26 protein-coding genes are annotated in these 24,569 nt (G+C 54.7%); 5 read left to right on the forward strand and 21 right to left on the reverse strand.

Annotated elements, in window-relative coordinates; all coding sequences use genetic code 11:
• Positions 1-2 precede the first annotated feature (2 nt).
• From GEOB_RS03240 to GEOB_RS03340, 21 genes are all read right to left on the reverse strand, one after another.
• Complete coding sequence (locus GEOB_RS03240; RefSeq protein ID WP_012645746.1) at positions 3-1,379, reverse strand: tetratricopeptide repeat protein; 1,377 nt, start codon at positions 1,377-1,379, stop codon at positions 3-5.
• A complete protein-coding gene (locus GEOB_RS03245; RefSeq protein WP_012645747.1) occupies positions 1,366-2,481 on the reverse strand; it encodes an FkbM family methyltransferase in 1,116 nt (371 codons plus the stop codon). The genes GEOB_RS03240 and GEOB_RS03245 overlap by 14 nt, the downstream gene beginning before the upstream one ends.
• Positions 2,478-3,476: a hypothetical protein gene (locus GEOB_RS03250; RefSeq protein WP_012645748.1), complete on the reverse strand. Its 999-nt coding sequence runs from the start codon at positions 3,474-3,476 to the stop codon at positions 2,478-2,480. The genes GEOB_RS03245 and GEOB_RS03250 overlap by 4 nt, the downstream gene beginning before the upstream one ends.
• A complete protein-coding gene (locus GEOB_RS03255; RefSeq protein ID WP_012645749.1) occupies positions 3,466-4,647 on the reverse strand; it encodes a radical SAM/SPASM domain-containing protein in 1,182 nt (393 codons plus the stop codon). Before GEOB_RS03255 ends, GEOB_RS03250 begins: the two co-directional genes overlap by 11 nt.
• Before the next feature lie 36 nt (positions 4,648-4,683).
• A complete protein-coding gene (locus GEOB_RS03260) occupies positions 4,684-4,869 on the reverse strand; it encodes a hypothetical protein (RefSeq protein ID WP_012645750.1) in 186 nt (61 codons plus the stop codon).
• A 22-nt stretch (positions 4,870-4,891) separates the two neighbouring features.
• Positions 4,892-6,280, reverse strand: coding sequence for a hypothetical protein (locus GEOB_RS03265; RefSeq protein ID WP_012645751.1), 1,389 nt, complete (start codon positions 6,278-6,280; stop codon positions 4,892-4,894).
• Positions 6,281-8,044: a carbamoyltransferase family protein gene (locus tag GEOB_RS03270; RefSeq protein ID WP_012645752.1), complete on the reverse strand. Its 1,764-nt coding sequence runs from the start codon at positions 8,042-8,044 to the stop codon at positions 6,281-6,283.
• A gap of 35 nt (positions 8,045-8,079) precedes the next feature.
• On the reverse strand, positions 8,080-9,537 hold the full coding sequence (locus GEOB_RS03275) for a B12-binding domain-containing radical SAM protein (protein ID WP_012645753.1): 1,458 nt from the start codon (positions 9,535-9,537) through the stop codon (positions 8,080-8,082).
• A complete protein-coding gene (locus GEOB_RS03280) occupies positions 9,527-9,949 on the reverse strand; it encodes an NUDIX hydrolase (protein ID WP_012645754.1) in 423 nt (140 codons plus the stop codon). The genes GEOB_RS03275 and GEOB_RS03280 overlap by 11 nt, the downstream gene beginning before the upstream one ends.
• A 3-nt stretch (positions 9,950-9,952) precedes the next feature.
• Entirely contained in the window at positions 9,953-10,609 is a 657-nt protein-coding gene (locus GEOB_RS03285; protein WP_012645755.1) for a class I SAM-dependent methyltransferase, read from the reverse strand.
• 9 nt (positions 10,610-10,618) lie between these two features.
• Positions 10,619-11,710, reverse strand: coding sequence for a radical SAM protein (locus GEOB_RS03290; protein ID WP_012645756.1), 1,092 nt, complete (start codon positions 11,708-11,710; stop codon positions 10,619-10,621).
• Positions 11,703-12,578, reverse strand: a complete 876-nt coding sequence (locus tag GEOB_RS03295; protein WP_012645757.1) for an SDR family oxidoreductase — start codon at positions 12,576-12,578, stop codon at positions 11,703-11,705. The genes GEOB_RS03290 and GEOB_RS03295 overlap by 8 nt, the downstream gene beginning before the upstream one ends.
• Positions 12,578-13,648, reverse strand: a complete 1,071-nt coding sequence (locus GEOB_RS03300; protein WP_012645758.1) for a radical SAM protein — start codon at positions 13,646-13,648, stop codon at positions 12,578-12,580. Before GEOB_RS03300 ends, GEOB_RS03295 begins: the two co-directional genes overlap by 1 nt.
• Positions 13,649-13,657: 9 nt before the next feature.
• Entirely contained in the window at positions 13,658-14,320 is a 663-nt protein-coding gene (locus GEOB_RS03305; protein ID WP_012645759.1) for a class I SAM-dependent methyltransferase, read from the reverse strand.
• 8 nt (positions 14,321-14,328) lie between these two features.
• Positions 14,329-15,240 carry a transketolase family protein gene (locus tag GEOB_RS03310; protein ID WP_012645760.1) on the reverse strand — a complete coding sequence of 304 codons (912 nt, stop codon included), beginning with the start codon at positions 15,238-15,240 and terminating at the stop codon, positions 14,329-14,331.
• Positions 15,237-16,019, reverse strand: a complete 783-nt coding sequence (locus GEOB_RS03315) for a transketolase (RefSeq protein WP_012645761.1) — start codon at positions 16,017-16,019, stop codon at positions 15,237-15,239. The genes GEOB_RS03310 and GEOB_RS03315 overlap by 4 nt, the downstream gene beginning before the upstream one ends.
• A complete protein-coding gene (locus GEOB_RS03320; RefSeq protein ID WP_012645762.1) occupies positions 15,988-16,968 on the reverse strand; it encodes a glycosyltransferase family 9 protein in 981 nt (326 codons plus the stop codon). The genes GEOB_RS03315 and GEOB_RS03320 overlap by 32 nt, the downstream gene beginning before the upstream one ends.
• Before the next feature lie 10 nt (positions 16,969-16,978).
• Complete coding sequence (locus tag GEOB_RS03325) at positions 16,979-18,046, reverse strand: radical SAM protein (protein WP_012645763.1); 1,068 nt, start codon at positions 18,044-18,046, stop codon at positions 16,979-16,981.
• Positions 18,043-18,993 (reverse strand): radical SAM protein, encoded by a 951-nt coding sequence (locus GEOB_RS03330; RefSeq protein WP_012645764.1) that lies wholly within the window; start codon positions 18,991-18,993, stop codon positions 18,043-18,045. Before GEOB_RS03330 ends, GEOB_RS03325 begins: the two co-directional genes overlap by 4 nt.
• A 185-nt stretch (positions 18,994-19,178) precedes the next feature.
• Entirely contained in the window at positions 19,179-20,354 is a 1,176-nt protein-coding gene (locus GEOB_RS03335; RefSeq protein ID WP_012645765.1) for a tetratricopeptide repeat protein, read from the reverse strand.
• Positions 20,355-20,473: 119 nt separating this feature from the next.
• Positions 20,474-21,103, reverse strand: a complete 630-nt coding sequence (locus GEOB_RS03340; protein ID WP_012645766.1) for an O-methyltransferase — start codon at positions 21,101-21,103, stop codon at positions 20,474-20,476.
• Between the two features lie 258 nt (positions 21,104-21,361).
• On the opposite strand from GEOB_RS03340, the gene msrB reads away from it, so the two are divergent.
• The 5 genes from msrB to GEOB_RS03365 all read left to right on the forward strand — a co-directional run bounded on the left by msrB (position 21,362) and on the right by GEOB_RS03365 (position 24,561).
• Positions 21,362-21,859, forward strand: a complete 498-nt coding sequence (gene msrB / locus GEOB_RS03345) for a peptide-methionine (R)-S-oxide reductase MsrB (protein ID WP_012645767.1) — start codon at positions 21,362-21,364, stop codon at positions 21,857-21,859.
• A 46-nt stretch (positions 21,860-21,905) separates the two neighbouring features.
• A complete protein-coding gene (locus tag GEOB_RS03350; protein WP_154650447.1) occupies positions 21,906-22,169 on the forward strand; it encodes a hypothetical protein in 264 nt (87 codons plus the stop codon).
• Positions 22,170-22,325: 156 nt separating this feature from the next.
• The gene (locus GEOB_RS03355) at positions 22,326-23,084 is read left to right on the forward strand and encodes a DUF3108 domain-containing protein (RefSeq protein ID WP_012645769.1); all 759 of its coding nucleotides are present in this window, start codon (positions 22,326-22,328) and stop codon (positions 23,082-23,084) included.
• Positions 23,085-23,152: 68 nt separating this feature from the next.
• The gene (locus GEOB_RS03360) at positions 23,153-23,857 is read left to right on the forward strand and encodes a hypothetical protein (RefSeq protein WP_012645770.1); all 705 of its coding nucleotides are present in this window, start codon (positions 23,153-23,155) and stop codon (positions 23,855-23,857) included.
• 266 nt (positions 23,858-24,123) lie between these two features.
• A complete protein-coding gene (locus tag GEOB_RS03365; RefSeq protein ID WP_012645771.1) occupies positions 24,124-24,561 on the forward strand; it encodes a DMT family transporter in 438 nt (145 codons plus the stop codon).
• The last annotated feature ends 8 nt before the right edge of the window (positions 24,562-24,569 follow it).

Genomic DNA, 24,569 nt, shown 5'->3' on the forward strand with positions numbered 1-24,569 from the left:
TCTCAATGCAGCCTGAGGTCGGTGTCCTTATCGGAGAGTAACCGATCGATGTTTCTTTCGCCGTCTGAAGTTAGGTCTTTCAGCAGAATCCCCAATTCCCGCACCAGCAGCTCGCAGGTTTCGTTTCCGCTTGCAATAATCCGCTGGTTCTTTTTTGCATAGGTAAAGGAATAGCCCCAGGGTTCCTTTTTCAGGAGGGGCACCAGGCTCTGTTCCAGGTGCGCATTAACAATTGAATAGGGGCGGTTGCCGAAAAAGGCCACCGTGGCCGGGCCGGAAGAAATTCCCATGAAAGCGGCACATTCCTTTATTAGCGCCAGATCCTGATCTACGGTCGTTCTGCTGTTTTTTGCGATCACCACGTTTTCATGTGCCCGAAGTTGCTCGTCCACTTCGCTTGCAGCGCAAATGACAAAGAATTTAACCGGCAGGTGGCTGTGGCAGTGGCTGAAGAATTCAGACCATGCCTCGATGTTGCTGTTCCTGCTGAGGTTGTAGCTTTTGGTCTTGCGCATTTGGACTGCAACTGGAATATATCCCCGTGCATTTTCTTCGATAAAGTTCCTGGCCCACCTGGCAAGCGACCCCCTTATCCTGAATTCCGGCAACATTTTTTGTTGCTCGTAAAACATGTTCAATAGCCGGAAGGTGGGCAGATTCAGATCGAGCATACTCTTCAGAAGGGGGACTGTGGGCCAGGCAACCGCGTCTGGGGCAGCCATGGATTGAAGAGCGGTATCTTCATCATGTTCCAGGGTCAGTGCCGGTGCTTCGTTACAGAGAAGAAAGACTGGTAGCAGTCTGATGATGTGATCGAGGTAATTTTCCCCGTTAACCCCAAGGGCGCGGAACGACGGCCGGGCAGGGTTTTCTCTGTCAGAAAGCAGGTACGTTCTGGCTTGGGTAATGCCATGGGCAAGGCAAATACAATTGGCTGCCTGTTGCAGCAGAATCAGGTCGCCAATGGAATAGGGCTGCGATCTGAAATCCCAGGTAACCACCAGTTTTGAGGTATCAGCGGAGCCCCTGACCGTTTGCTGCAACATATGGTCGATGAACAGCTCGACCAGCCGGTTGTAGGTAGACTCATCCTCGGTCTTCAGTTTTTCTCCGGTTCGTATAAATTCAGCAATCCCGCAGTATGTGCCGGCATCCACATCGTCAAAGGATAGCACCTTGAGGTAAGCGGCCGCAGCTTCCTTAATACTGCCGATTAAGTGGTAGGCATGTCCAAGGCGGGCATAGGCATCCATCTGATGGGGCGCCATGCCGATGATGCGAATGTAGAATTCTACTGCTTCCTCAACCAAGCCCTTGTTGAGCAGGAGGTCTGCCTGACGCAGCATGGGAAGCATGCTTGTAATTTCACTTTCTGCCATGGTGTCGATAATCCTTTTCCTCGGGCACCGCATACCAGACGGTATCCCAGAAGGTTGGGGAGTAGTGGCCGAGATAGTAGTGGTAGCCGTGGAGCATTGAATTCAGAAGAAGCGGAACCTGGAACAGGTGCTGCTTCTTGTGGTAGATGCACACCGCCAGTTGTGGACGGTGCCGCTTGAGCGTAGCAATGGCGCCCTGAAGGACTTCCGCTTCTGCCCCCTCCACATCGAGTTTGATCAGGTCCACCCTTTCCAGTGCCTGCTCTGTCGTAAATTCATCGATGGAGATAGCCGGCACCTGCTGCACTTCGTCCTGCTCTGCCATGTCGGTCACAATCCGCGCGCCTGGGGGATTGTCCCGGTTGGAAAAAAAAGGCAGGAATGTCCGACTGCTCCAGAGGGCCATGGGGTAAAGGCTGATCTGAGAAGAACTTAAGGGCGAAGGGGTGGCGAGATTCGGGTCGAACCCATGCACGGTGCCGCCGGGACACAAGCAACGGGCGAATTCCCGGGTATCGGCGCCGTCAAAAACTCCCCCTTCGATGATGGTTTGAAGATCGCCGCTGTTGATGAACTCCAGGTACTCCCGCCCCATGCTGGAACGGTGGGCGTGAAAATAATCATGCAACCTTTGTTGGTATTCCGGTTGTCTAGTCCGGCTGGTCACCACCAGGTTGTACAGGGCCTTCTGTTGAGCATCAGAGAGCAGTGCCGATGTCTGAGCAATCTGCCGGGCCCAGAGTTTCAACTCGCTGTCATCAAAAATAAGGTGCTCGAAGAGGAGGTCGGGTGCTGCCACCACGAATTCCGTACAGCCGGCTGTTTTGAGCTTTTGGCAGATATCGATCCAGTAGACCGAGGTGACGAGGATGAGGTCACAGGAGAGACGATCGATTTCTTCCAGGGTGACCAACGGTATGGTAAGGGTCAAATTTTTTCGGGCATCATCAATCAGGGCGATGACGACTACATCGGGACGAGTAGACTGCAGTTTTTGCAGGAGATGCAGGCATCCCTCCCCTACGCCATAGAGGCAGAGCCGCGCACCGGCGGGGATATCTTTCAGTGAGTTGAGAAACGAGGGCATTGTTTTCCCAGTCATCGGCCGCTCCCGCTGCGCCCCAACCAGGCAGTGATGTAACTGACGAACATTTCAGAGGCTTCCTTCATCTTCAGCCATTCGGGGGAATTGGTTTCGCCGCTGTGAAAACAGATTTTTCTGGTGAAGAAATGGCGATGATGCTGGTTGGCGTTGGTGGCCGCCCATTCAGTTATCTTGTCCAATTGGTAGGAACTGCTGGACGGAGAAGGACCATAGCTGTCGTCGCAGGGTTCCATAGCCATTACCAGATCCGAATCCGTAATTACTGCGATTTCACTGCTGTCAGGGCATGAAGCGAGAAGGTAGTCGCCATCGATGGTCACATCAAAGGCCACTGAGTTGACCCTCGGGCGCACCAGGATTGGGTGCAGATGGAAACAGTGCGCGATCAAGCCCTGTTCCGGAACCTTGAAATAGATTTGCGAAGGCCAGATGCTGGCTTGCCTGGTATCGTAAAAGAGGGCGTTGGCAGTAGGATGTAGGTGAGAAAGCATCATCTGCACCATATGGCGTGGTTGGATATTCAGTTCGACCGGAGTGTCCTTCGCTGCCAGGCACAAAGGAGTGACTGCATCCTTTACCACCCGTGGCACAGCGATCATGATGGCCATGGCTTCTTCAGCAACGGACAAAAGGTTGGCGAAGGCACCGGTGGCAAAAATGACGTCCGGCGGCAGGAAGAGCATGGTTGCACCGATTTCTTCCGCTTCCTTGATGGCGATTTTATGACACAGGGTCATCCGCTTGTATTTCTCGAAGGCGTCCAGAAAATCGATTGGAAAAATCTCGGTGGTCATCATGCTCGAAAGGGCCTGATAAGGCGCTGCCCCCCTGATGATTTCGGCGTCCTTACTGGTGGTGAAGATCCGGTACCTGGAGTTCTTCCCACGAAAAGCCTCCAGGTTTCCCTTGGCGAGGTGGGAGGGGAGAACGATTTCCAGAAAATACCCGGTGTATCCGGGTCCCCAGAGAATTGTGATCAGATCATATCTCATCGACGTAGTTCCCGAGCAGGTTGTTAACCTGGTACAGCAGTTCCTCAGCCTGGACAATGGGTGTTACCGGGCAGGCAAGACAGGCATTGTCGATAATGTTGCCGGTTAAAAGCCGCCAGCGGAACTCACGGTAGAGCTCCCCTTGCAGGACGGCGTCCAGATCGATATTTGCCGTGATTCGCCCCATGGACTTCCCTCTGACGCAGCAGGTGCAGACGGTGCCATCGGCAAGGATATAGGCGCTGGTCCAAGGGGCGAGGCAAAGCCTGGTGCGGCGCTGATTCTCATCAGGGGCGATGGTGGTTGCGGCCAGCGACAGGTGGCTGGAGGTTCCTTGGATGCCCTTGACCGGCAGGCGGCACATCTTACTGCTGTCGTCGCCGTGCATTTGGACATGCTGGCTCAATTCCTGGGCCTTTCTTGCCTTCACCACATCAAGGAAGGAGTTGAAGGCATAAGTGATCTCCACTCCGTTTTTCTTGGCCAGGAGATCCATTCCCTCGATGGCATCGGCAGCAGCTACAAAATCGCTGCCTTGCAGATCGAAAATGCTCAACAGTTCCCGTGATGACTCCTTGTAATACTCGATTTCATTGAAGCTGATCCTGTTGACTCCGTTGGAGACCGCCATGGCGATAAAGTTGCAAAGATGGGGAATGATGCGCTGGCTCAGTACGCTGCACCACATAATGGTCGGCGCAGGGTTGTCGTTGACGATGGCCTGGCTGCGGATGAGGTGCATGTTGTAGATGATGGTCCTGGCGTCTGCAGGAGGACGAAGGGCGCGGAGCAGGTCCTGGTCGGTAGTATCGATACTGAACTGCAGTAAGCTGAACCTGCTCAACACTCTTGCTTCTTCAGCGGTCAGCTTATGGTTCCAGTTGGAACAGAGGGACATGCTGACGCCTGCATCCAGCAATGCCCGGATATACCCTTCCCATCCTTTAAAGCACAGGGTTTCGCCATAAAAACCAACACCTGCGGCAGGGATCCGATTCCTGACGATATAGTCGACGATTGTCCGGAGCAGTTCTGGTGGCGTGTCCATCATGGGGCGGTTCTCTGAAAATTGCGGGCAATAGACGCATTTCAGATTGCATTTTTCTGTGAACATGAAATTTAGCGACAACAGTCGCTGTGCCGGCGCCAGCACATCCGCACTGTCAAGCATAAGGGCTCCAGTTCAAATACGGGGAAGGAAATGAGCTCATTGCATGGTGTAAACGAAGGGGTTGCGCTCTTCCCGGTCCGGGCACTGATCTTCCTTTGTCCCTATGAAGTAGGGCAGGCAAATCATAATGGTGACGGCGGATATGATCCGCTTGTCCCTGATTGCTCCCGTAAGCACCTGCAGCCAGTAGTGGAAAGAAAAATTAGAAACTCGATAGGGCATGGCAAAACCTCATGGCGGCAGTTTAGAGTAACCTGCTCAGATTTTCGGTAATGTAGGTGCAGTAGGTGCTAGCGATAAGCTCTTCTCCTTCGGGGGAGGTATGCATGATGTCGCCGAAAAGGGTGGCATCTTCACCAAGCTGGAAAAAGTGCTTGTCGAAATCGATGAAATGAGCAAGCTTGCCCGCTATTTCCTGTTGGTACTTGTCATAGATAAAGGGCATGTTGTTGAACTGTTCTGACATGCCGCAGTTTTCCGGCTTGACGTACAGGTCTATGAACTTCCGCTCGACAGGAGAGGGGGTTTTCCTGCTATAGACAGTAGGTTGCAGGCCGGAAATAAACGTCGCTCCAGATGATTTCGCCAGACCCTCGAATTGCAGCAGACGGGAAAGATATGACTTTATCACCGCCCGCGGCGTGTTCTTTGCCAGAATGGCTCCTGGTGTCAACATCTGGGGAAGATCAAGGTCCTTGGTGTTGTGCAGTATCTGTGACCATCGCTCCATGTTGAAATGGTAGGTGATGCACTGGGTGTTCAGCAGATACGGATCCGACATTTGGCCGTAGAAGAGGTCATTAAAGCCGTCATGGGCGATAACGATGTCCGGCCGTAATTTCTGGCAGTACAGCATATAGTTGAAAATTTCATCAAGAACCACATTGCTCAATTGGGAGAAGTTGACCACGCTGAAATGGGTGTCCAGGCCATGTGCTGTGCAGTAGGCGTTTAACTTGTTTTCAAGCTGAACAGCGAATGTTTCTTCGAAAAGATTGTAATATGACCAGGCGGCGGAGCCGCCAAAAACAGCAATGACTTTGTGCTTAGGGTTTCTCCCAAGGTAGCGGTCGGTATCAAGGGGTATCCTGAAGCCGAACTCGTTGGTGGGTCCCATGCCGGTGCAGCGGTAGAGGTAGGTATACGGAAAGAAGTAGTAGCGGTTATCCAACCGCTCTCCAAGTGCATTATAAACATGAGTGTAAAGGTGTTTGTCCACCTGCTGGTTGATCACGGAAAAGGGGGGGTGGAAGAGCTTTCCTGAGGAAAGGGCATAATAGTAGATGAGCTTCGGCTTTTTGTCGTAGATCTTGTCGAGCATGATAACCAGTTCGTTGGGCACCCCCTCGAAGTATGGGTATGTTTCGTTCAAGGGCCCCTTGTTGACCCGGGTGTAGGCCACATACTCGTTGGAGCAATCACAGTAGGCAATCAGCCCGAACTTATCCAGTTCAAGAGTCTCCAGCGGTTGGATATTTTCCGCCAGTTCCCGTTGCCACGCTTCATGGCAACGGTAGCTGGCGGCGATAATCAGCGTATCCTCAACCTTCAGCCTATATGCCAACGAAAGCCTGACCCGGTCGATTTGGGCTTTGTTTGTCACATCCTTTGGCAACAAGAGCAGCGCATCCATTTATTTGTCCTTTATGATCAGGTAACTTCCAAGCACAGCGCAGTCCATGTCGCTCCACTCATAGGTTTTCAGCGCGTCGAAGGCGTTGTTGACGATGGGTTCCCCCCGGCGGTTGTATGAGGTATTCATAATGACTGGCACTCCTGTCAGTTTGTTGAACTCACTGATCAGGTCATAGTAGAGGGGATTGGTATGGCGGTTTACCAACTGTACCCGTGCAGTGCCGTCCACGTGGGTGACCGAGGGGATCTGCGCCCGTTTTTCCTCCCGCACCTTGCAGACCGAGAGCATGAAGTATTCGGGATCGCAGGGGGAGTGGATGGCGCCAATGTCGAAAAATTCATCGGCCCGTTCCTCCAGCACGGCGGGTGCAAACGGCCGGAACGGTTCCCGGAACTTGATCTTCTCGTTGACGATGGCCTGCATCTGCGGATTGGTCGGATCGGCCAGGATGCTGCGGCAACCAAGCGCCCGTGGCCCCCATTCAAAACGGGACTGCATCCAGCCAATCACCTTGCCAGCGGCAAGTAACCGTGCCACTTCCTGAATCAACTGCCGCTGGTCCGAATAGTAGGAATAAGGGGTATAGGTGCTTTTCAAAGCAGCTTCTATCTCCTCGTTCCGGTGCGCTTTGCCCAGGTACATGGAGGTGAGCGGCAGGTGATTTCGGTTCTTCAGCACCGCAAAGTTGTAATAGAGAGCTGCGCCCAGTGCTCCTCCAGCGTCCCCGGCTGCAGGATGGATATAGAGCCTGCAGTTCAGTTCCCGTTTAAGCCTGCCGTTGGCCAACGAGTTGAGCGCCACCCCTCCAGCCATACAAACATTGCTACAGCCGGTGCGTCTGATGGCTGTCCCCACCACATGGAGCAGGACCTCTTCGGTACACTTCTGGATGCTGGCGGCAATGTCAGCATAGTACCGGCACTTCTCAACATGGGCAGCTTCTTCCGGGGAATCGTCTGCCGGTTTGATCCTGAAGGGGGTCTCCGGTTGCCTCGGCGGACCAAACAGCTGGACTAGCCGGTCTGTGTAAGGCACTGTCTCAGGACATTTGAAATTGAAGCATTCTTGATCCAGACGGAAGGTTCCATCGTTCTCCAGGCTGAACCAGGGCATTATCTGGTCAAAAAAGCGCGGGGCTCCGAATCCGGCCATGCCCATTACCTTGTACTCGTCTTCGTCGACCTTGAAGCCTAACCATGCGGTAAAGGCGCTATAAAAGAGCCCCAGGGAATGGGGCAGGTCAAGGGAGGTCAGCCGCTCGATCATTCCCCCGTCGGCGTATGAGATAGACAAGGTTTCGAATTCACCCACGCCGTCGACGGTAACAATGGCGGCTTTATCAAATGGAGAGCAAAGAAAGGCAGCGCCGGCATGGGATTCATGATGTTTGACAAAACGCACTCGTTTGGGTGAGAAGCCCAACTCTGCCGCAATCCTGCTCTCCGGGGTGAACTTTCCTTTTTTGATCCAGGATCTTATGGTGTTGGAGAAGTATGCCCTGCTTCCGGGCAAGCTGGGCATTGCCGATTTGACGATACGCTCGAATTTTAAAAAAGGTTTCTCATAGAAGATTACGTGATCCACCTGATCAGCCGTGATGCCGGCCGTTTCCAGGCAGAATTTAACCGCCTGCACAGGCAGGCCTGGCTCATTCTTCAGCCGGGTGAAACGCTCTTCCTGGGCTGCGGCGATTACTTTGCCGTCCTTGAGCAGGGCGGCTGCCGAGTCGTGATAATCGAATGAGAGTCCGAGAATGTACATGCCCTACCTCTACAGTGGGTGGTTTCGTTTCGTCTTTACCAGACCAGATTGTCCCTGGTGTTTTTTCGCACTGTCTTCAGTTCATCTTCAGTTGCACCGGTAATTTCCAACAACCGTTCAATCTTGTGAGGGGCGAAGTTGATGCGGTCCCATTCGTAGGCCCGCAGGATACTCACGTCTTTAGTTGTCCACTCCTTGGAGGTTATCTGGCCGTAACGCCAGTCCACCTTGGGAATGGCTTCATTGCAGACTAAAAGTCCTTGTTCCTTGGCCAAGTAGTACAGCTTCGTTTTATAGAGGGGGACGGCGGCATAGATCTTCACATAATCGGCGCCGCACCGTTCGGCGAAGGCCACGGTCTCCCGGATTTCATCCCAGGTCTCGCCGGGAAAGCCGATGATGAAGTTGGCAATGCAGTAAATACCTTTTGCCTGGACCTTGGCGATGATTTCTGGAATGGCCGCCAGGTTTTTGATCGGCTTATTGACGATCTCTTTCAGTACCCGCTCATTGCCCGATTCGATGGCCACGTTGATGCCGACGCAGCCAGACTCCTTCATCAGTTCCAGCAACTCATCTGTGATGAGGAAGAGGGCGAAGGCCGAGGCAATCCACTTCAGTTCCAGCTTGCGGTCGATCATCTCCTGGAACAGGCGCCGGGCATAGTCGTTTTCTCCCAGCAGGATGTTATCTTCATCGAAAACGATGGAGCCGATGCCGTAGCGCTCCTTGAGAAAAAAAAGCTGATCGACCACATCCACCGGATCTCTGGTTCTCACCCGGCGCCCGGCGATGGTTTCCACCTGACAAAACGTACAACCGAAGGGACAGCCGCGGGTGGTGACCATGCGCACGTATGGATAGGCAGGGGGCATGTTTGAGGTAAAACTGCGCTGGGGCTTCTCGATGTAGGCTGCGTAGTCCACCAGTTCATAATCGGGCCAGGGAAGCACTGACAGGTCGTCAACCATGGCCTGCTGCTGTACCACCAGTTTGTCATGTCCAAAGGCAAGGCCTTTTTCCGGCAGGGGACCCCGTCCTTGCAGGTGCAGCAGCAGCTCCCGCAGCACATGCTCTCCCTCTCCGACCACGCAGTAATCGATGCTGGGGCAACATTCCAGTACATGCTCGGGCATGGTCGTGACATGGACCCCTCCAGCAATGACGGTAATGGCGTGATCCACCTCCTTGACCAGCCTGGCGGCTCGGTAGAGGGCTTGTTCGTATTCGCTGGTGAGGAGGGATAGGCCCACATAATCGGGGGCGAAAGCGGCGATTTCTGCCTTAAAAGCTTCCTGATCCATGTTGTGGAACTGGGCGTCGAGGACTTTTACCTCCACCAGATCCTTAACGACGGCTGCCAACAGGCAGAGGGTGGTCGGATCAAGGTTCCAGAGGGTGACGCTGTCATCCTTGTGCCAGCGCATGTTGGGGTAAGCGAGCAGCAGTCGCTTGCGCCTGGTGTCACTACTATGTTGAGTCTCAATGATCATAATCAAGTTGTTCCTGAGCTATCAGTTCACGTGCCGCTTGAAGTGCCCGCCGGTCATGTTCGGCCATGAGCAGGTCTTCCGTTTCCCCCGGTCCGAACCATCCCCAATTTTGCCCTTCACAGAGTTGCAGGGCATTTTTGTCCCCCCGGTAGTGTTCCATGAACAGATACAGCCGGCATTGGAGTCCTTGTACGGAAAAGGGTTGTTCCAAAACGAATCGAGGGGCGGTTAGACGGTAGCAGAGTTCTTCCTCCGTTTCGCGGATTACCGTTGCAATTGGTGATTCATGCTCCTCACAACCGCCGCCGAAAAAAGCCCAGTATCCGGGAAAGAAGGGGGCGTCATCCGTTCGGTGCTGCAGCAGGACTTTCTGTTGCCGGTCGTAGAGGAGAATGACAGCTACCCGGTGCATGGGCTAGCGCACCCCGACGCAAAGACAGATCAGGTAATGAGCCATTTTGCTGAAGCCGGTATGCACTACCTCATCATTCATGCTGAAGAGGAAGACATTCTTGAAGTACTTTTCCAGGGTCGCTTTCAGATCGTTGCCGCTTTTGCAGTTAACGTGGGTGGCTCGGCTCGGCTTGGAGGCGTATTCCTGACTTTCCAGGCTGGGGATGCCGACGATGCAGACGCCATCAGCCGTGATCGAGGCGGCGACGTTTTTCAGGAATGCATCCTCGTCCTCCTTTTCCAGGTGTTCCAGTACGTCCAGCAGATAGACCGCATCCCGCGCCGGCGAAACCGGCCCCTTGCGCAAGTCGTGGAGGGCGAAGGTTATACGCTCATTGGTTCGCATCTCCTCGCATTCTTTGATCAGTACCGGGTCCATGTCGACACAATGGATGGAGCCCACTTCCCGGGCTACGATGTTGGTGCCCCAGCCATCACCGCAACCCACCTCCAGCAGGTCTTTCTTACCGGCAAGCATTTTGGCGATGAACTTGTAACGGGCCATGGAGAAAAGCAGCACCTTGGGGTCCATGCGCCAGCGATGACTGGACATCATGCCCAGGCGTATCCGCTCCTCGTCCTTATATTCAATGTGTTCGCTGATATATTTGTCTTCCATGCTCCGCTCCTAAATGAAGTTGATGTGCTGCGGCGGGTTTTTCAGTGTATAGAGAAATTCGTTGATAGCGTTGGTCTTGCAGCTGGCGTAGCATTCCTCATGGACCTTGATCTCCGTCTCGATCCGCTTCATGGTCTGCCAGTAGGCGTCACTCTCGATGATGGCCTTGAATGACTGTCTGGTCAGGTCACCGAGGCAGAATTCCGGTTCCCGGTAGGAGAAGAACATGCCGCAAGGGTAGAGCTTGCCGTCGCCGCTGGAGTAGAGGAGAAAAGGGGCGCCGAGGCAGCGGTTATAGCTGCGCTTTCCTTTCCGGTTGATGTTGCCCCACTTTATCACCACTTTGAAGGTGTCGGTGGAATGTTCCTCTGCCTGCAGGAGGATGTCCCGGAACTGATCGTACTGGTCCAGTTTGTTGAAGATGCCCAAGTCATTTTGCACAGTGTCGCCGCAGTGTTTGATTTCCAGGTAATCTACCCCCAGTTCCTTTGCCAGTGAGGTAAGCGGCATAACCTCGTCAATGTCCTGCGGAGTGAGCACCATTTGAAAACCGATGGTAACGGCGGAGTTGAGCGCTTTTTTCCTTGCAATGCAGAAACGTATCTTTTCCACCAACAGGTCAAAGTCCGGGCTGTTGTGCAGACGCTGGTATGAGCCGGCTGATGCTGCGCTGATATTGAAGCGCAGCCAGGTCAGGTGTTCCAGCGCCTCCTCTCCTTGGCGGCTCGTATCGAATAAGACGCCGTTGGTTCCCAGGGCCATGTCGACCCCCGCCCGCTTTCCCGCAACGATTGCCTCATAAACATGGGGGTTGAGCAACGGCTCCGCCTCCCCGATCATGGCCATGGATCTGACACCCATTTCACCTGCCTCGCTAACGTAGCGGAGTAGTGGCTCCCTGGGGAAAAAGACTTCCTTCCCTTGCTCATAACGGTTGCCCTGAACGACGCCGAAGCAATAGTGGCACTTGATGTTGCATCCCTTGCTCAACCCAACGTCGATGTGCAGCGGTGGAATCCTCTTGCCGCTCATCCAGTCGTTCACTCTGTCCAGATGCCAATAAAGCTTGTGTCCATCCATGCGATAGGTGGTATCAGCCATGTATCCTTCCTTTTTCCGGCTGTAATTCGGTGCAATAGGCGCGCAGTGCCTCCCGCCAGGGACGGAGCGGCGGTACCTTCTCCGACCGCAGTGGGGTATGGCGGTTTTTCAGCCCCAGAGAGGGAAAAACCTCATGGGAAACCGGCTTCACCGCCGCTTTCAGCCCCATGATCCTATCCAGTTCCTGGATCAGCTCCCAGAGCGATGCCTCCCCCTCGTTGACCAGATGATAAAGGCCGAAAGGACGCTTTTCCTCAACCAGCCCCCTGATTGCCGTCGCCACGTCTTGGCTGTAGCTGGGTGAGGCGACAATGTCATTGGAGATGCGGAGCGGCTCCGTGCTCCGCTGCATCCGCTCCAGCATCTTTTCTACGAACTGGGGGCTGCCTGTGGTGATGCCGAATTGCACCGAGATGCGCGCGATGTAATAACGGTGGGCAATGGCGGTGATGAAGCAGTCAGCCCCGTACTTGGTGAAACCATATAGGTTAATGGGGCTGGCGGCGCTGGATTCGGCATAGGTTTCCCGGCCGGTGCCGCTGAAAACCGCATCACTGCTGATGTGAACCAGCAGAAAACCCTGACTTGCCGAAAGCTCGGCCAGCAGCCGGGGAAAGAGGGTGTTAACAAGCAAGGCTTGGTGCGGATCCTTTTCGCAGGCATCAACGCCGTTGAAGGCGGCGGCATTTATTACCAGCTCCGGTTTGATTTGCTGCAGCCGGCGTCTTACCTGGTCGTGATCACGTACGTCACAAGTGGCCCGTGTAATGGGAACCAAAGTGTATCGCCCCTTTGCGAATGCGGTTGACAGGGCCGACCCCACCTTTCCGGAACTGCCGAAGATGGCTATGGTACGAATCTCGGTCATTAGACGAAATCCTGGTGGTTTTTGTCCACGTCCAGGTATTCCAGGACCATGCGGTTATTGCTGTCGACCACACAGTGGTGGTTGCAGTCACGGCTCGGGTCGATGCGGAAGAAGCGTGACTTGTCGCTGGACCAGAAGTCTCTAAAGCAGGTTTTGGCTATGGAACCGAGCAATCCCTGCTGAAGATTATAGGCCTTGTCGTGGCACGAATAGACGTTGAGGTCGGCGCCGATGACCGGCACGATCTGTAGATATGGGCACCAGTGGTATTCCTTGTTGAAGGTGCCCAGCTGGTAGTGGTAGGCGTCGTAAAGCTCGAAGTCGTCCTTGACCAGTTCCTGGCGGGCCCGCTGGGTCTGCTCCTTGACCGCATGGAACAGGGGCTGATGATATTTATGGTTGTCGTCGCAGTTGTTGCTGACGATGCAGGGTGAAACTTTGACGCTGTTTACCCCTGTTTCGCGGAGCAGCTTGATCAGGTCGTAAATATGGTGATAATTCCTGTTGTCGACGACGATGCAGACTCCCAGATAGCAGGGTCCGCCTATTTTTTTGAAGGCCTCGATGTTGGCGATGATCCTGGTGAACTCCCCGTCGGCGCAGCCCCGGTATTCCCGGTAGCTGGCATCATCCCAGCCATCCATGGAGACACGCAGCCAGGTGGCATGACGGGCAAAAACCTCTGCGACTTCCCCGGTGAGTCGCGAACCATTGGTCAGGGCGGCAAACTTGATCGGGCTTTCTGCCAGTTTGCGGGCAGCCTCCAGAAGGTGCGAATAGCAGAACGGATCGCCGCCGCCGCTGAAGGTGACCGCTTTAACCCCCATTGCTATCAGGTCGTCGATTATTTCCAGCATTTTCTCCCTGGGGATGGAATCCTGTAGGTTCATATCCTGGCCCAACTGGAGGTTTTCAGCGCGGTAGGCGCAGTACCAGCAGTTGTGGTTGCAGGCATTGGTCGGCTTGATGCGCACGTTCACAGGGGGGAGGATATTTTCCGAGGAGGCGGGCAACGAGGCGAGCTTCTCCGGGAAGTGAAAGATTTTCATTCTGGTATAAAGTAAGCCCATTTACGCACCTTATTCGAAAAATACGAACTCGTAATCGCCGCTGTAGCCGAATTCGTTAAAGAGCCAGACCCATTCCCCCGGGGTGAAGAAGGCGGCGCAGGTCAAGGCCCAGCACTGCAGGTTGAAGAGCTCTTCTTCCGTGCGGTATCCCTCCACCACCATGTATTTGCTTTTGGCGACCCGTTCCATTTCGCCCAGTGCCTTCTTCAGGTCGGGCAGGTGCAGGTTGTGCAGCGTGGTAAGGGAGATGGCCAGGTCGAACTCCTTGTCGTCGAAGGGTAGGGGGTCCTGGGCGCGGTGGAGGAACAGGCTGGTACGGATTTCTTCCTTGGCATTGGCGATGGCATATGCGGAAATGTCGAGACCGGCGATACGTGCCTTCGGCAGCAGCTGTCGCAGTTCATAGAGCAGGAAACCTTTGCCGCAGCCGATGTCCAGAATGGAGGCGTCGGCGGCCAGGTGGTAATCGCGGACAAGTTTTTCCGCCACAGGCTTCCAGCGGCCGTCGTATTTGAACCCGCCATAGCCGTAACGCCGCTCTCCATCCCAGAAATCGGCGCCGAATTTTCGTGCCACCTTCATGCACGCCACCTTGTCGTCGCACATGCGGGACAGGTAGTCCCTTTTGGTGCTGGTGTGGAGCGGCGTGAAATAATCTCTCAAGATTCCCATATCTCTCCTCAGAGCAATTGCTTCACTTTTGCGGCGATGGAGACGGCGTCAATGCCGAAAAGCCTGCGCATGCCGGCAGTGTCGTGGATCTCGTGGATAAAGCGGGAAGGCACGCCCAGGGTGGTCAGGGAGCAGGTCAGGCCGCTCTCCCTGAGAAATTCACCCATGGCGGCCCCGAAACCGCAGGAGCGGTAATGTTCTTCGACGGTGAGCACCGCCCCGATTCCCTGCAGTGCCTCGGCGAGGGCCTGACGGTTCAAGGGCTGCACCATGGGCACGGAGAGGACACGGGGGCGGATGCCGGCGTCGTGGAGGATCTGCACGGCCCTCATGGCCTCTTCGCCGATGGAGCCGTGGCAGAGGAGGGCGACGGCCTCTCCTTCGGCCAGCACCTGAGGCTTGGTGATGTCCAGATCCTGCTGCCGGTGAATATCAGGCTCACCACGCTTGGCAAGGCGCACATAGACGGGTGCCCGGGCCGACAGGGCATATTTCGCGGCAAGCCGGGCCTCCACCGGGTCGATGGGGGAAAAAACCTCCAGGTTGGGCATGGTGCGGGCCAGGGCCAGATCCTCGATGGAATAGTGGGTCATGCCCTGGGGGGCGTAGGTGACCCCGCTGCCGATGCCTGCCAGAATCACCGGCAGGTCCTGGTAACAGATGTCGTTGCGCACCTGCTCGTAGCAGCGGTAGAGGACGAAGGGGATGATGTTGTAGAGCACCACTTTATAGCCGGTTATGGCGAGCCCGGCGGCGAAGCCGATCATGTTCTGCTCTGCTGCCCCCAGGTTTAGGAAGCGGTCGGGGTGCCGGTCCTTGAATGTATCGAAAACACCCAGCCCGGCGTCGCCGCTGATGATGAAGATGTCGTCTCGTCCGGCACAAGCGTCCAGGATGGTGTTGATGAAGGCGTTTCTCATGCCAGTTCCTTTAATGCTGCGGCTTTGTGCTCGTCGGTAACCACGTAGTAGTGCCAGATGAGCTGGTCCTCCATGAAGGAAACCCCCTTGCCCTTCGTCGTCCGGGCGATGACCACCTTCGGCTTGCCGTGGGCGTCCTCATCGAGGGCCGACGTGAGTTCCCGGTGGTCGTGGCCGTCCACTTCCAGCGCATGCCAGCCGAACGCCTCCCATTTTTCCTTCATTGGCTCGAAGGCGCAGATTTCCGTGGGGCGGCCATACCCCTGAAGGTTGTTATGGTCGATGATGGCGGTAAAGTTGCCGAGGCCAAGCTTCGGCGCGAAGAGCGCCCCTTCCCAGATGGAGCCTTCCTGGGTTTCGCCGTCGCCGATCAGGGCATAGACCTTGCGCCCGTTGCCCTGCTTATTGAAGCCGTAGGCAATTCCCATCCCCATGTTGAACCCGTGCCCCAGGGAACCTGCCGAGACTTCGATCCCCTTCTCGGGGGAGCGGTCCAGGTGGGCCGGCAGGGTGCCGTTATCTCGGTAGTAACCTTCAATATCCTGATCGCTGAGGATGCCGAAGGTATGGAGAGCAGAATAAAGGGCCATGGCAGCGTGTCCCTTGCTGAGGATGAAGATGTCCCGCTCGGGCCACGGGTCGAGACGCAAGGTCCGGCAATAGAGGGTGGCCAGGATGTCCGCACAGGAGAGACAGGAACCCACATGGGGGCTCTTGGATCGGTTGGCCATTTCGATGATGGTCCGTCTAATTTGCGATGCGGTAGCAGGTGTTTTCATGGGCTAAGGGGGCTCCTAATATTTCGGCGGCAGCTGCCGCTATATTTCTGGTCTGGAAATGGGCCATGCACTCTTTGCCGCTTCGGCATCGAACGTCGAAGCAGGGCATGGCGGAACACCGACAGGATGAGCGGAGCAGCTTACCTCCCGTGTAGAAATAGACCTCGCTGGGATCGGTGGGGCCGAAAAGGCCGATGACCTTCTTGTGGAAGCCGAAGGCCAGGTGCATCCCCAGGCTGTCGTTGGAGATGATCAGCCGGCAGGAATTGATCCAGTTCATGTATTCGAAGAGGTTCTTGCGTCCCTCCTGCCAGGAGACGGTGTATCCATGGCGGACCAGGAGCTTTTCCAGTTGCTGCCATTTTGCCATGGGCATGCCCTTGACAGGCCACTTTGCCCCCACCTCGAAGTTGAGGCCCACATCGAAGGTTTCCTCCGTGTTCGGAACATAACCGATGACGTACTCCTGTCCTTTCCATTGGACGCCAAGCATTTCGATCAGCACTTGCTGCCAGAATCTCTTGTCATTTCCCGAATGCTTGCCCTCGATGTAGCTGATGAAGTCGAGCCCCTTTTCATAGGCATGGTAGCTGCCGCTGATGGTCTCGAAACGGAAGCCGTACTTGACCCAGGCGTCGATCATGTCGGTAAGGGCGCAGACGCCGGGTATTTTTTCCAGGTTGATCAGCACGTCGAACTTTTCCTTCATCAACTGGAAGGGAACGAAATTGTCCCAGATGAGGAGCCGGTCGATGTAGGGATTGCGGTAGAGAAGCGGTTCGGCGTGTTCCGAGACGAGCCAGGTAATCTGGGAATCCGGGTATCTCTCTTTCAGTGCCGAGAGGATCGGTGTGGTCCGCAGGACGTCCCCCAGGCTTGGGACCTTGCCGATCTCCGGGTCCAGGGTTTCCGAATAGCCGAGCTTGATGACGAGTATCTTAGTGCACATGGCGCCTCTGTCAGATGAAGTTCACATGCTCTACGGACGGGTACCTGATGTCGTAGAGGAAGTCGTTGATTGCATTGGGACGGCAGTTGGGGGGGCAGGTAGCCACATCCAGCCGCTGCTCCAGGTGCTCCTTTATCCGTTGCCGTTTTTTCCCCTGCCAGATCTCCCGGAATGGCCGCTCGTAGATGGAGCCGAAGACGTATTCCTTACGGTCCCAGTAGGGGAGGCAGGAAGCGATTTCGCCGGCCGAATTGACGACTGAGATGAATGAGGTGCCGAAACAACGGCGATAGCGGCGCTGACCATATCCGGAGAAACTATCTCTCCTGGCGATGACACGGAAATTATCCGTTGACAGGGCTTCCGCCGCTGTCAGACTGTCTTCCAAAAGAGCAGCCTCAATCTGCTGCTGCATCTGGTATCCCTGTCGGCTGCTCTGCTGGACAAAGGGCTTGATGGCCAGGTAATCGGCTCCGGCATCCTTGATGATCGCGGCTGCTTCCTTGAGAGAGGCCAGGTTTTCCGGGAGGAGGACGAATTGGGCGCCGATAGTGGTGGCGAGAGAATTCGATTTTTTGATTGCCGCCGCATGCTTTAAAGCCTCGACCACGGTGGCAAAAACCTCGGGTTTTACCTGGTGGATGCGGGCATAGGTCTCAGGGGTCCCGCCGTTGAAGCTGAACCTGACAAAGGTGAGATGGGGAAGGATTTCCTCCGCCAGTTGCGGTGTCAGCAGTTGTCCATTGGTGAAGAGTCCCACGTCTATGCCGTTGCTCCTGGCGCGCCGGATCATGGCGCCACAGTCGGGATGGAGGAGCGGCTCACCTTCCCCGGCGAAGAGCAGACTTTTGAGACCTGCTTCGGCAAGTTCGTCGATGAAGGTCAAGGTCCGACCGGTTTCAAGCCTGCGGTTGGGGTAGCCGATGAAGTCATAGGCGCAGAAGATGCAGCGGTGGTTGCAACTGCCCACCGGGCTGATCTCCATATAGATGGGAAAACAGTCTCCGGTGGTCAGGTACTGGTTGACCCGGTCCAGGTGATAGGCCAGTTTATGTCCCTCGAAGTTATAGTTCCTCATGGAGTCGGGTGCCTTTCCGTTGGGACCGAAAAATTGTCTTGGATATTGCGGATGTTAACGCTGGTGTGGCCGAAGACCTGAAAGCGATTGGTTTTGACCTTAACGTCGCAGGGGTTGCAGTCGCCGTAATAGCGGCAAGGCCGGTACTCTTCGATGGTTTCCTGGGAAAAACCGGCATCGAGTATGTGGGCGATGGGTGACCTGTCTTTGTACAGGTCGGAATGGCATTTGTAGACGTGGCCTGCGGGATCGACCAGTATTTCGCTGGTTCTGCACTCGCAATGCTTTGTTTTTTCGCCATCCACGCAGTCCGGGAATTTGAAGGTGCCGTAAAGTTTCCCCTTATAGTTGCCGAGAAATTCCTTTGTCCGGAAATCCAGTTCCAGCTTGCGGCACTTCTCCTGTATCTCAAGGATGTGCTTCCTGATCTCCGGGTCGGGGTGCTCGATCCCATAGAGCCCGACCCGGAAGCCGGCATCCTGCATCTTCAGGGTCTTGCGGATCAAGTCATCGATGTCGTTCTGGCCCGGATGGTAACTGACCCGAATGGCGGCATAGGGGGCATTTCTTGTAAAACGTTCGACCGGTACTTTTTTTATGAACGCATCCACGTCGAACATCATGTTGGTCATGAGGTCCATTTTGATTTCTTCATTGGCCTCGTTGACTAACCGATAAAACCCCTGGTGAAGGGTGGGCTCGCCCCCTTGCAGGGTGAGTGGCAGATCGTTTCGCAGCACCAGTCGATTTGCTGCAGTGATCCAGTCTTCGGCCGAGAGCATCCGCTTTGCCCGTTGGTCCGACCGTTTGGCGTTTTGATGGAGGTTAAGGCAGTAGTCGCAATGAAGGTTGCAGGCAAGAGTGAGGAAAAAGGCCACATAATTATGATGCTCCTTGGGTGTTATGGGAGGCAACTCATCAGCAAAAGCTGTAGCGGATTTCGTCATGTACAATTGATCCTTTACCTATAGTCTGAGGATAAAAAGCAACTGTCGTGCCACAGGTATAAGGGGTGAATTTACAAAGATTTTCTATGGGGCTTCTTTTGTGTCAAATAATTGAAAAGAGATGGGTGAGATTATTCAGGGAGGAGGTCAAATTTGATGTATCTGTATTTGAGGGTCATCTACTCCTAGAACGGTACCAGGGCGAATCCGTCAAATTCATCGGCATTGGGATCCATGGTCTTGCCGTTTATGTCGGTGCCTGTGAACTTGAAGACCAGGTGACTTGGGTCGAAGACCCCGTCGCCGGTCTCGTTTTGGGAGAGGGTGAAGGTTACGGTGGCCTGCATCTTGGTGGCGTCGTAGGTAACCATCAGCGGGGTGGGAGGGATGGCGATTTCCGCATCGGGATCTAGGGTGATGCCGTTGTTGTAGGTTCCGCCGGTTCCACCGGCCGCCTTGGAGATGCTCCAGTTGGCCAGGTTCTGCACCGAGACTCCATCCATCTCCGCGTTGAACTGCAGCACCATGGTGAAGTCTTTAGAAGCCGAAGGGGTTGCCAGGGACGGATCCAGGTCGGCGACCCTGGTGCCCGGACCGAGGATGGTGTTGAAGGAGTTTTTCTGATAAATGTTTATGATGAAGGCGGGAGAGAAGAGAATACCTCCCAGTTCATCGGCCAGGGCAGGGTCCAGGGTGCTCAGGGTCTCCACCTCTTCCTGGGCCTTGTCCTTCTGGGTGGTAGCCGCATATGCCTTGCCAAGTTCCGAATGGGCAAGGGCGAAGTCCTTGTCGATTTTGACCGCCATCTGCAGCTGCTCTATGGCCTCATCATATTTGCCCATCTTGCTGTAGGCCATGCCGAGGCCATAGTATCCATGGGCATCCCTGCGGTCTATGGCGATGACTTTCTTGAACTGGGCTTCCGCTTCCTGCTCCCGACCGGTGTTCAGATAGAGAAATCCAAGGGTGTAGGGGGCATAGGTGGAAGTGGAATCAATGCGGGCAGTGGCCTGGAATTCCTTCTCCGCTTCTGGGTAGCGTTTAGCTTCAAGATAGGCATTTCCCAAGTCTTTGTGGGCCGAGGAAGAACCGGGCTCCAGCCTGACAGCATTCTTGTAGGCTGCAATGGCGTCGTTCGATTTTCCCATACCGGAATAGGCCATGCCCAGATATTTATAGGCATTGGTGGAGTCAGGGGTGAGAGCAAGGACCCTTTTCAGCTGTGAGGCCGCTCTGTCGTACTTGCCATCCTGCAAAGCCTGCAGCGCGCCGTTCATGGCGTAGTTGGCAGTCAACTGCCGTTGCGACTGAATGTCGCCAAAAGCTGCGAAAAGCTTGTCTGCATTTGACATGGAATCCATACATACACCCCTTCACTGTACAGCGATCTTTTCTTCTTATCGTCACCCGGCATCGTTAACTTGAGCAAAAAGTGCGTCCGAATCGGTTTGTCAATTTTTTGATTCTTGCTGCAGGCAGATCAGGAAAGGCGGTATGCGATCAGCACGCCGTCACCTACCGGCACTATGGTGGTGAAAAAACTATCGTGGCGCGACATGATCTCGTTGAACTTTTTCACCGGTTCATTATTCTTGGTGTCCAGGGTTTCGACCACGCGGCCGCGCCAGAGGGCGTTATCGGCGATCAGCAGAGCTTTGGGTGCCAGGTGCGGCAGCATGGCTTCCAGAGCCGCTGGATAGAGGTACTTGTCCATGTCAATAAAGAGGATGTCGATATCGTCATATTCCTGACCGAGCTCCAGTGCATTGCCGGTGCGGAATTCCGCCTTCTCCGCCAGACCCTCCTCGGTAAAGATTCCTCTGGCATATGCCAGGTTCTTTTCCGCATATTCGGTCAGCACTATCCGAGCCCCATCTTCCAGGGCGCGGGCAATCCACAGTGCCGAGTAGCCGAAGCCCGAGCCAAGCTCCACCACCAGCTTTGGCCGCTTGAGGAGGGTTAAAAGGTGGAGGAATCTTCCCACCTGCCGGTCGATGATGGGGAAATTCATGGCTTTCGCCTTCTCTTCCATGGCGAGAAGGCGCGGGTCTTCCTCCGGCTGGAGAGTCATCAGGTAGGTTGCAATAAGGGGATCGGTGATGTGGATCATGTCTTCTCCATTGTCTTTTGCATACTTATGCCACAGCCTTGGGTGGAGAGAAAGGGAAAGTTGCATCGCCAGTGGCCGTTGCTAAAGGGGGGGGCAGGGGGTAAAATTGAAACGCCGGCTTAGCAGGTTGTTGAAAAACTATTGCGGACCCGCGGGGCCTAAAGGGTCGCTCTGCTACGTTGCCGCTCGCTTGAGACCCTTGCATAGCGACCTTCCCATGATGTTTTTCAACAACCTGTTAGTGACCAAGGAGGTATCGTGAAATTCCATCTAATCCTGATTAGTCTGGTCTTCACGGTGGCTTTTGCTGCGCCATCGCCGCAAATAAAAGTTTACTCGGTGGAAAGAAAAGGATATGTCATGATCGGAAAAGTTGAGAAGACAGATGCCGAATGGCGCAAGCAGTTGACTCCGGAACAGTTTCGGGTAACCCGGAAAAAGGGGACGGAGAAGCCATTTGCCAACGAGTACAACGCTAACCATCGCCAGGGGATATACCAATGCGTCTGCTGCGGTCTGGACCTTTTCAGTTCCCAGACGAAGTATGAGTCGGGAACAGGCTGGCCCAGCTTCTGGCAGCCCATTGCCAGGGAGAATATCAGGACCGGGGAAGATAGATCATTCTTTTCCCGCAGAACAGAAGTCCTCTGTGCCAGATGCGATGCCCACCTCGGCCATGTGTTTGAGGACGGACCGCAGCCGACCGGGTTGCGCTACTGCCTGAATTCGGCAGCATTGAAATTCAAGCCGCTCTAGCTGGTGGCCATCCGGAAACTCCGATGAGGCACTAACAGTTTCCGATTTGGAAACTAGCTATCCATGCCATGCGGGAAAGGTTGCCATGACCGCCAGGGAGAAACTGCTGTTGTTAGCGCTCTGCGCTTTCTTTTTTGCCGGCTGTGCGCAAATCCAGGACATGGTCATCAGGAGCATGCATATGGATCACGGTTACCGGGGCCACGTGCTGCCGCTGCTGATTGAACGGTATCGGCTGAAAATGGAACGCTCCAACTCCCTCCGCCAGGAGCCGGTGTTCATAGTGCCTGATTTTGCAGATCAGGCCTGATGCCTTCATGTCATATCCCTGCTGCATTCCCTCAGGCACCCGCTCTTTTCCCCCACTCCCGAAACCCTTCAGAATCGGCTTGTCACTTATTGGTTAATGCTCTAAATTGATGGCGAATTTTTTTACTGATAACCTGAGCGCCCCCCGAGAGGACTTATGAAGAAATCCCTGCATCCCATTGTCTGCTCATGCATCGTAACCCTGCTGCTTTTTTTCTCCTCAGTGGCCGGTGCCTTTACCATCCCGGAACGGCTGGTTTTCAACATTAGCTGGAGCGGCATCAAGGCCGGAACTGCCACTCAGGAGATCAGCAGTGACGGCGAGAATCTTCGCATGGTTTCCACTGCCCGTTCGGCGGCCTGGCTTTCTGCGTTCTTTACGGTTGATGACCGGATCGAGTCATTAATGGGCAAGGGAAGCCCGGGGCTTCCCCTGGGATTGCCTGCCAGCTATACGGAAAAAGTCCACGAAGGGCCTACCCGCCGCCATAAGGTGGTAAATTTCAACCACCGTCAACAGCAGGCGGTTATCGAAGACCTGCTCGGCAAAACCAGGACAACCCTCCCCGTTACCCCCATCACCTATGATTCCCTGTCCTGTTTCTACTATGCCCGCATGCAAAAAATGGAGCCCGGTACCTCTTTTTACGTTGATGTTTTCGACGGCAAGAGGCTGCACAATACCCAGGTCAAGGTGGTCAGGCGCGAAACTTTAGATACGGACCTAGGAGAATTCAGGACTGTCCTCATCATGCCGATTTTGAAGACCGAAGGAATTTTCAGCAAGACGGGAGATATCCACATCTGGCTCACTGATGACGAGCGGCGCATTCCGGTGAAAATGCGGTCCAAGGTCAAGATCGGCAGCATAACCGCCACATTGGCCGGGGGGAGTTACTGGCCGGAGAAAAAGTAACATCGGGATTATTGCCTTCCCGCTGTTTTTGCAGCATAATTGCCGGACTTTTGTGATGAGGAGGAGCAATGAAAAAGTATTTGTCGTTTTTGCTTGTCGTGCTCTGTTTCACAGTAATTACAGCAGGAGTGGCATCGGCAGCTTCTGCCAGGAAGGTTTATCTCAAGGATGGCGCCGTCATAGAATGCCAGAAGGTGTGGCGTTCCGGCGGCAAGATTATGGTGCTGGTCAACAGGGATGTCCTTCTGGATTTTTCCACCGCCGAAGTGGACCTGAAGAAGACTTTTACCAAAAAGGGAGTCGGGGCGAAAGGGAAGAAAAAGCACCTGAAAAAGCCTTTGATGCAAGGAAGTACAAGCAAAAAAGCCGCTATGCCGGTCCAGAAGCCGGTTTCATCGGTAAAGAAAGTTGCAGCACCTGCCAAGCCTGTCCCGGCAAAACCTGCGCCCCCCACACCTCCGGTTAAGCCTGCGACAGTACCTCCAACCACTCCGGCAGTTGCACAGAAAACAATTCTCCCTGTTCCTGGGGCTTCTCGGCCGGCAACCACACCCATATCTGGCACCCAGGCTGCCCTGTCTTCGGCGAAAATAGCTGTAGCTGTACCCCAACCGCCCAAACCTGCGCCGCGGCCTGCCATAAAATTTGTTCCTCCCCCACCTCCGCCACCGGAACCTTTCTACAAGGACCCGCTGGTCCTTCAACTGGGAGGAGGAGGGCTGCTGATCGTATTGCTTCTGGTTCTACTGGTGATGAGGAAGAAGAAAGCTTGAATTGTTTCGAAAAGCCGTTTCCCCTGAACAGGAAACGGCTTTTACGTTCGCTATTGAAGCGGTCGATACAACCGGCGCCGGCGATGTTTTCATGGAGGCTATATCTATGGTCTTCTGCAGGACTGGAGGCTTGAGGATGTACTTGCTTTTGCCTCGGTAGCCGCTGCCCTCAAATGCAAAACAATAGTGGGACGAAAGGGGATTCCTCTTCTGGCGGAGGTGTTTTCTTTTCTTAAGGAACGGACAGGAAAGGGTTTTCAGGAACAATGAACAATATTCTTCTTTTTTTTCTCATGTTTTGCGGCGGCCTCGCCGTAGCTATGCAACCTTCCATCAACAGCCGTCTGGCACAGAAAATCGGCTTTCTTGAAAGTTCCTGCATCTCATTCGCCGTGGGCACTCTGGCACTTTATATCGTTGCCCTTGTGGCGGGCCGCGGCAGCTTCAGAAGCTTGTCGGAGGCCGCCTGGTGGGAGCTGTCCGGGGGATTGCTCGGGGCTTATTTTGTCTCCATGACCATTCTTGCCGTGCCGCGTATCGGCACCACTGCAGCCCTGGCTGCGACCATCGCAGCCCAGCTTTTGACCGGACTTGTTCTCGATACCTTCGGGCTCTTCGGTTTCCGCCAGATCCCCTTCGATTTCAAACGCGCCGTTGGCGTGGGGCTTCTCATCGTTGGGGCCAGCCTGATTTTCCGCAGATGAGGGAGAAT

It is taken from the genome of Geotalea daltonii FRC-32 (assembly GCF_000022265.1).
Lineage (GTDB): Bacteria > Desulfobacterota > Desulfuromonadia > Geobacterales > Geobacteraceae > Geotalea > Geotalea daltonii.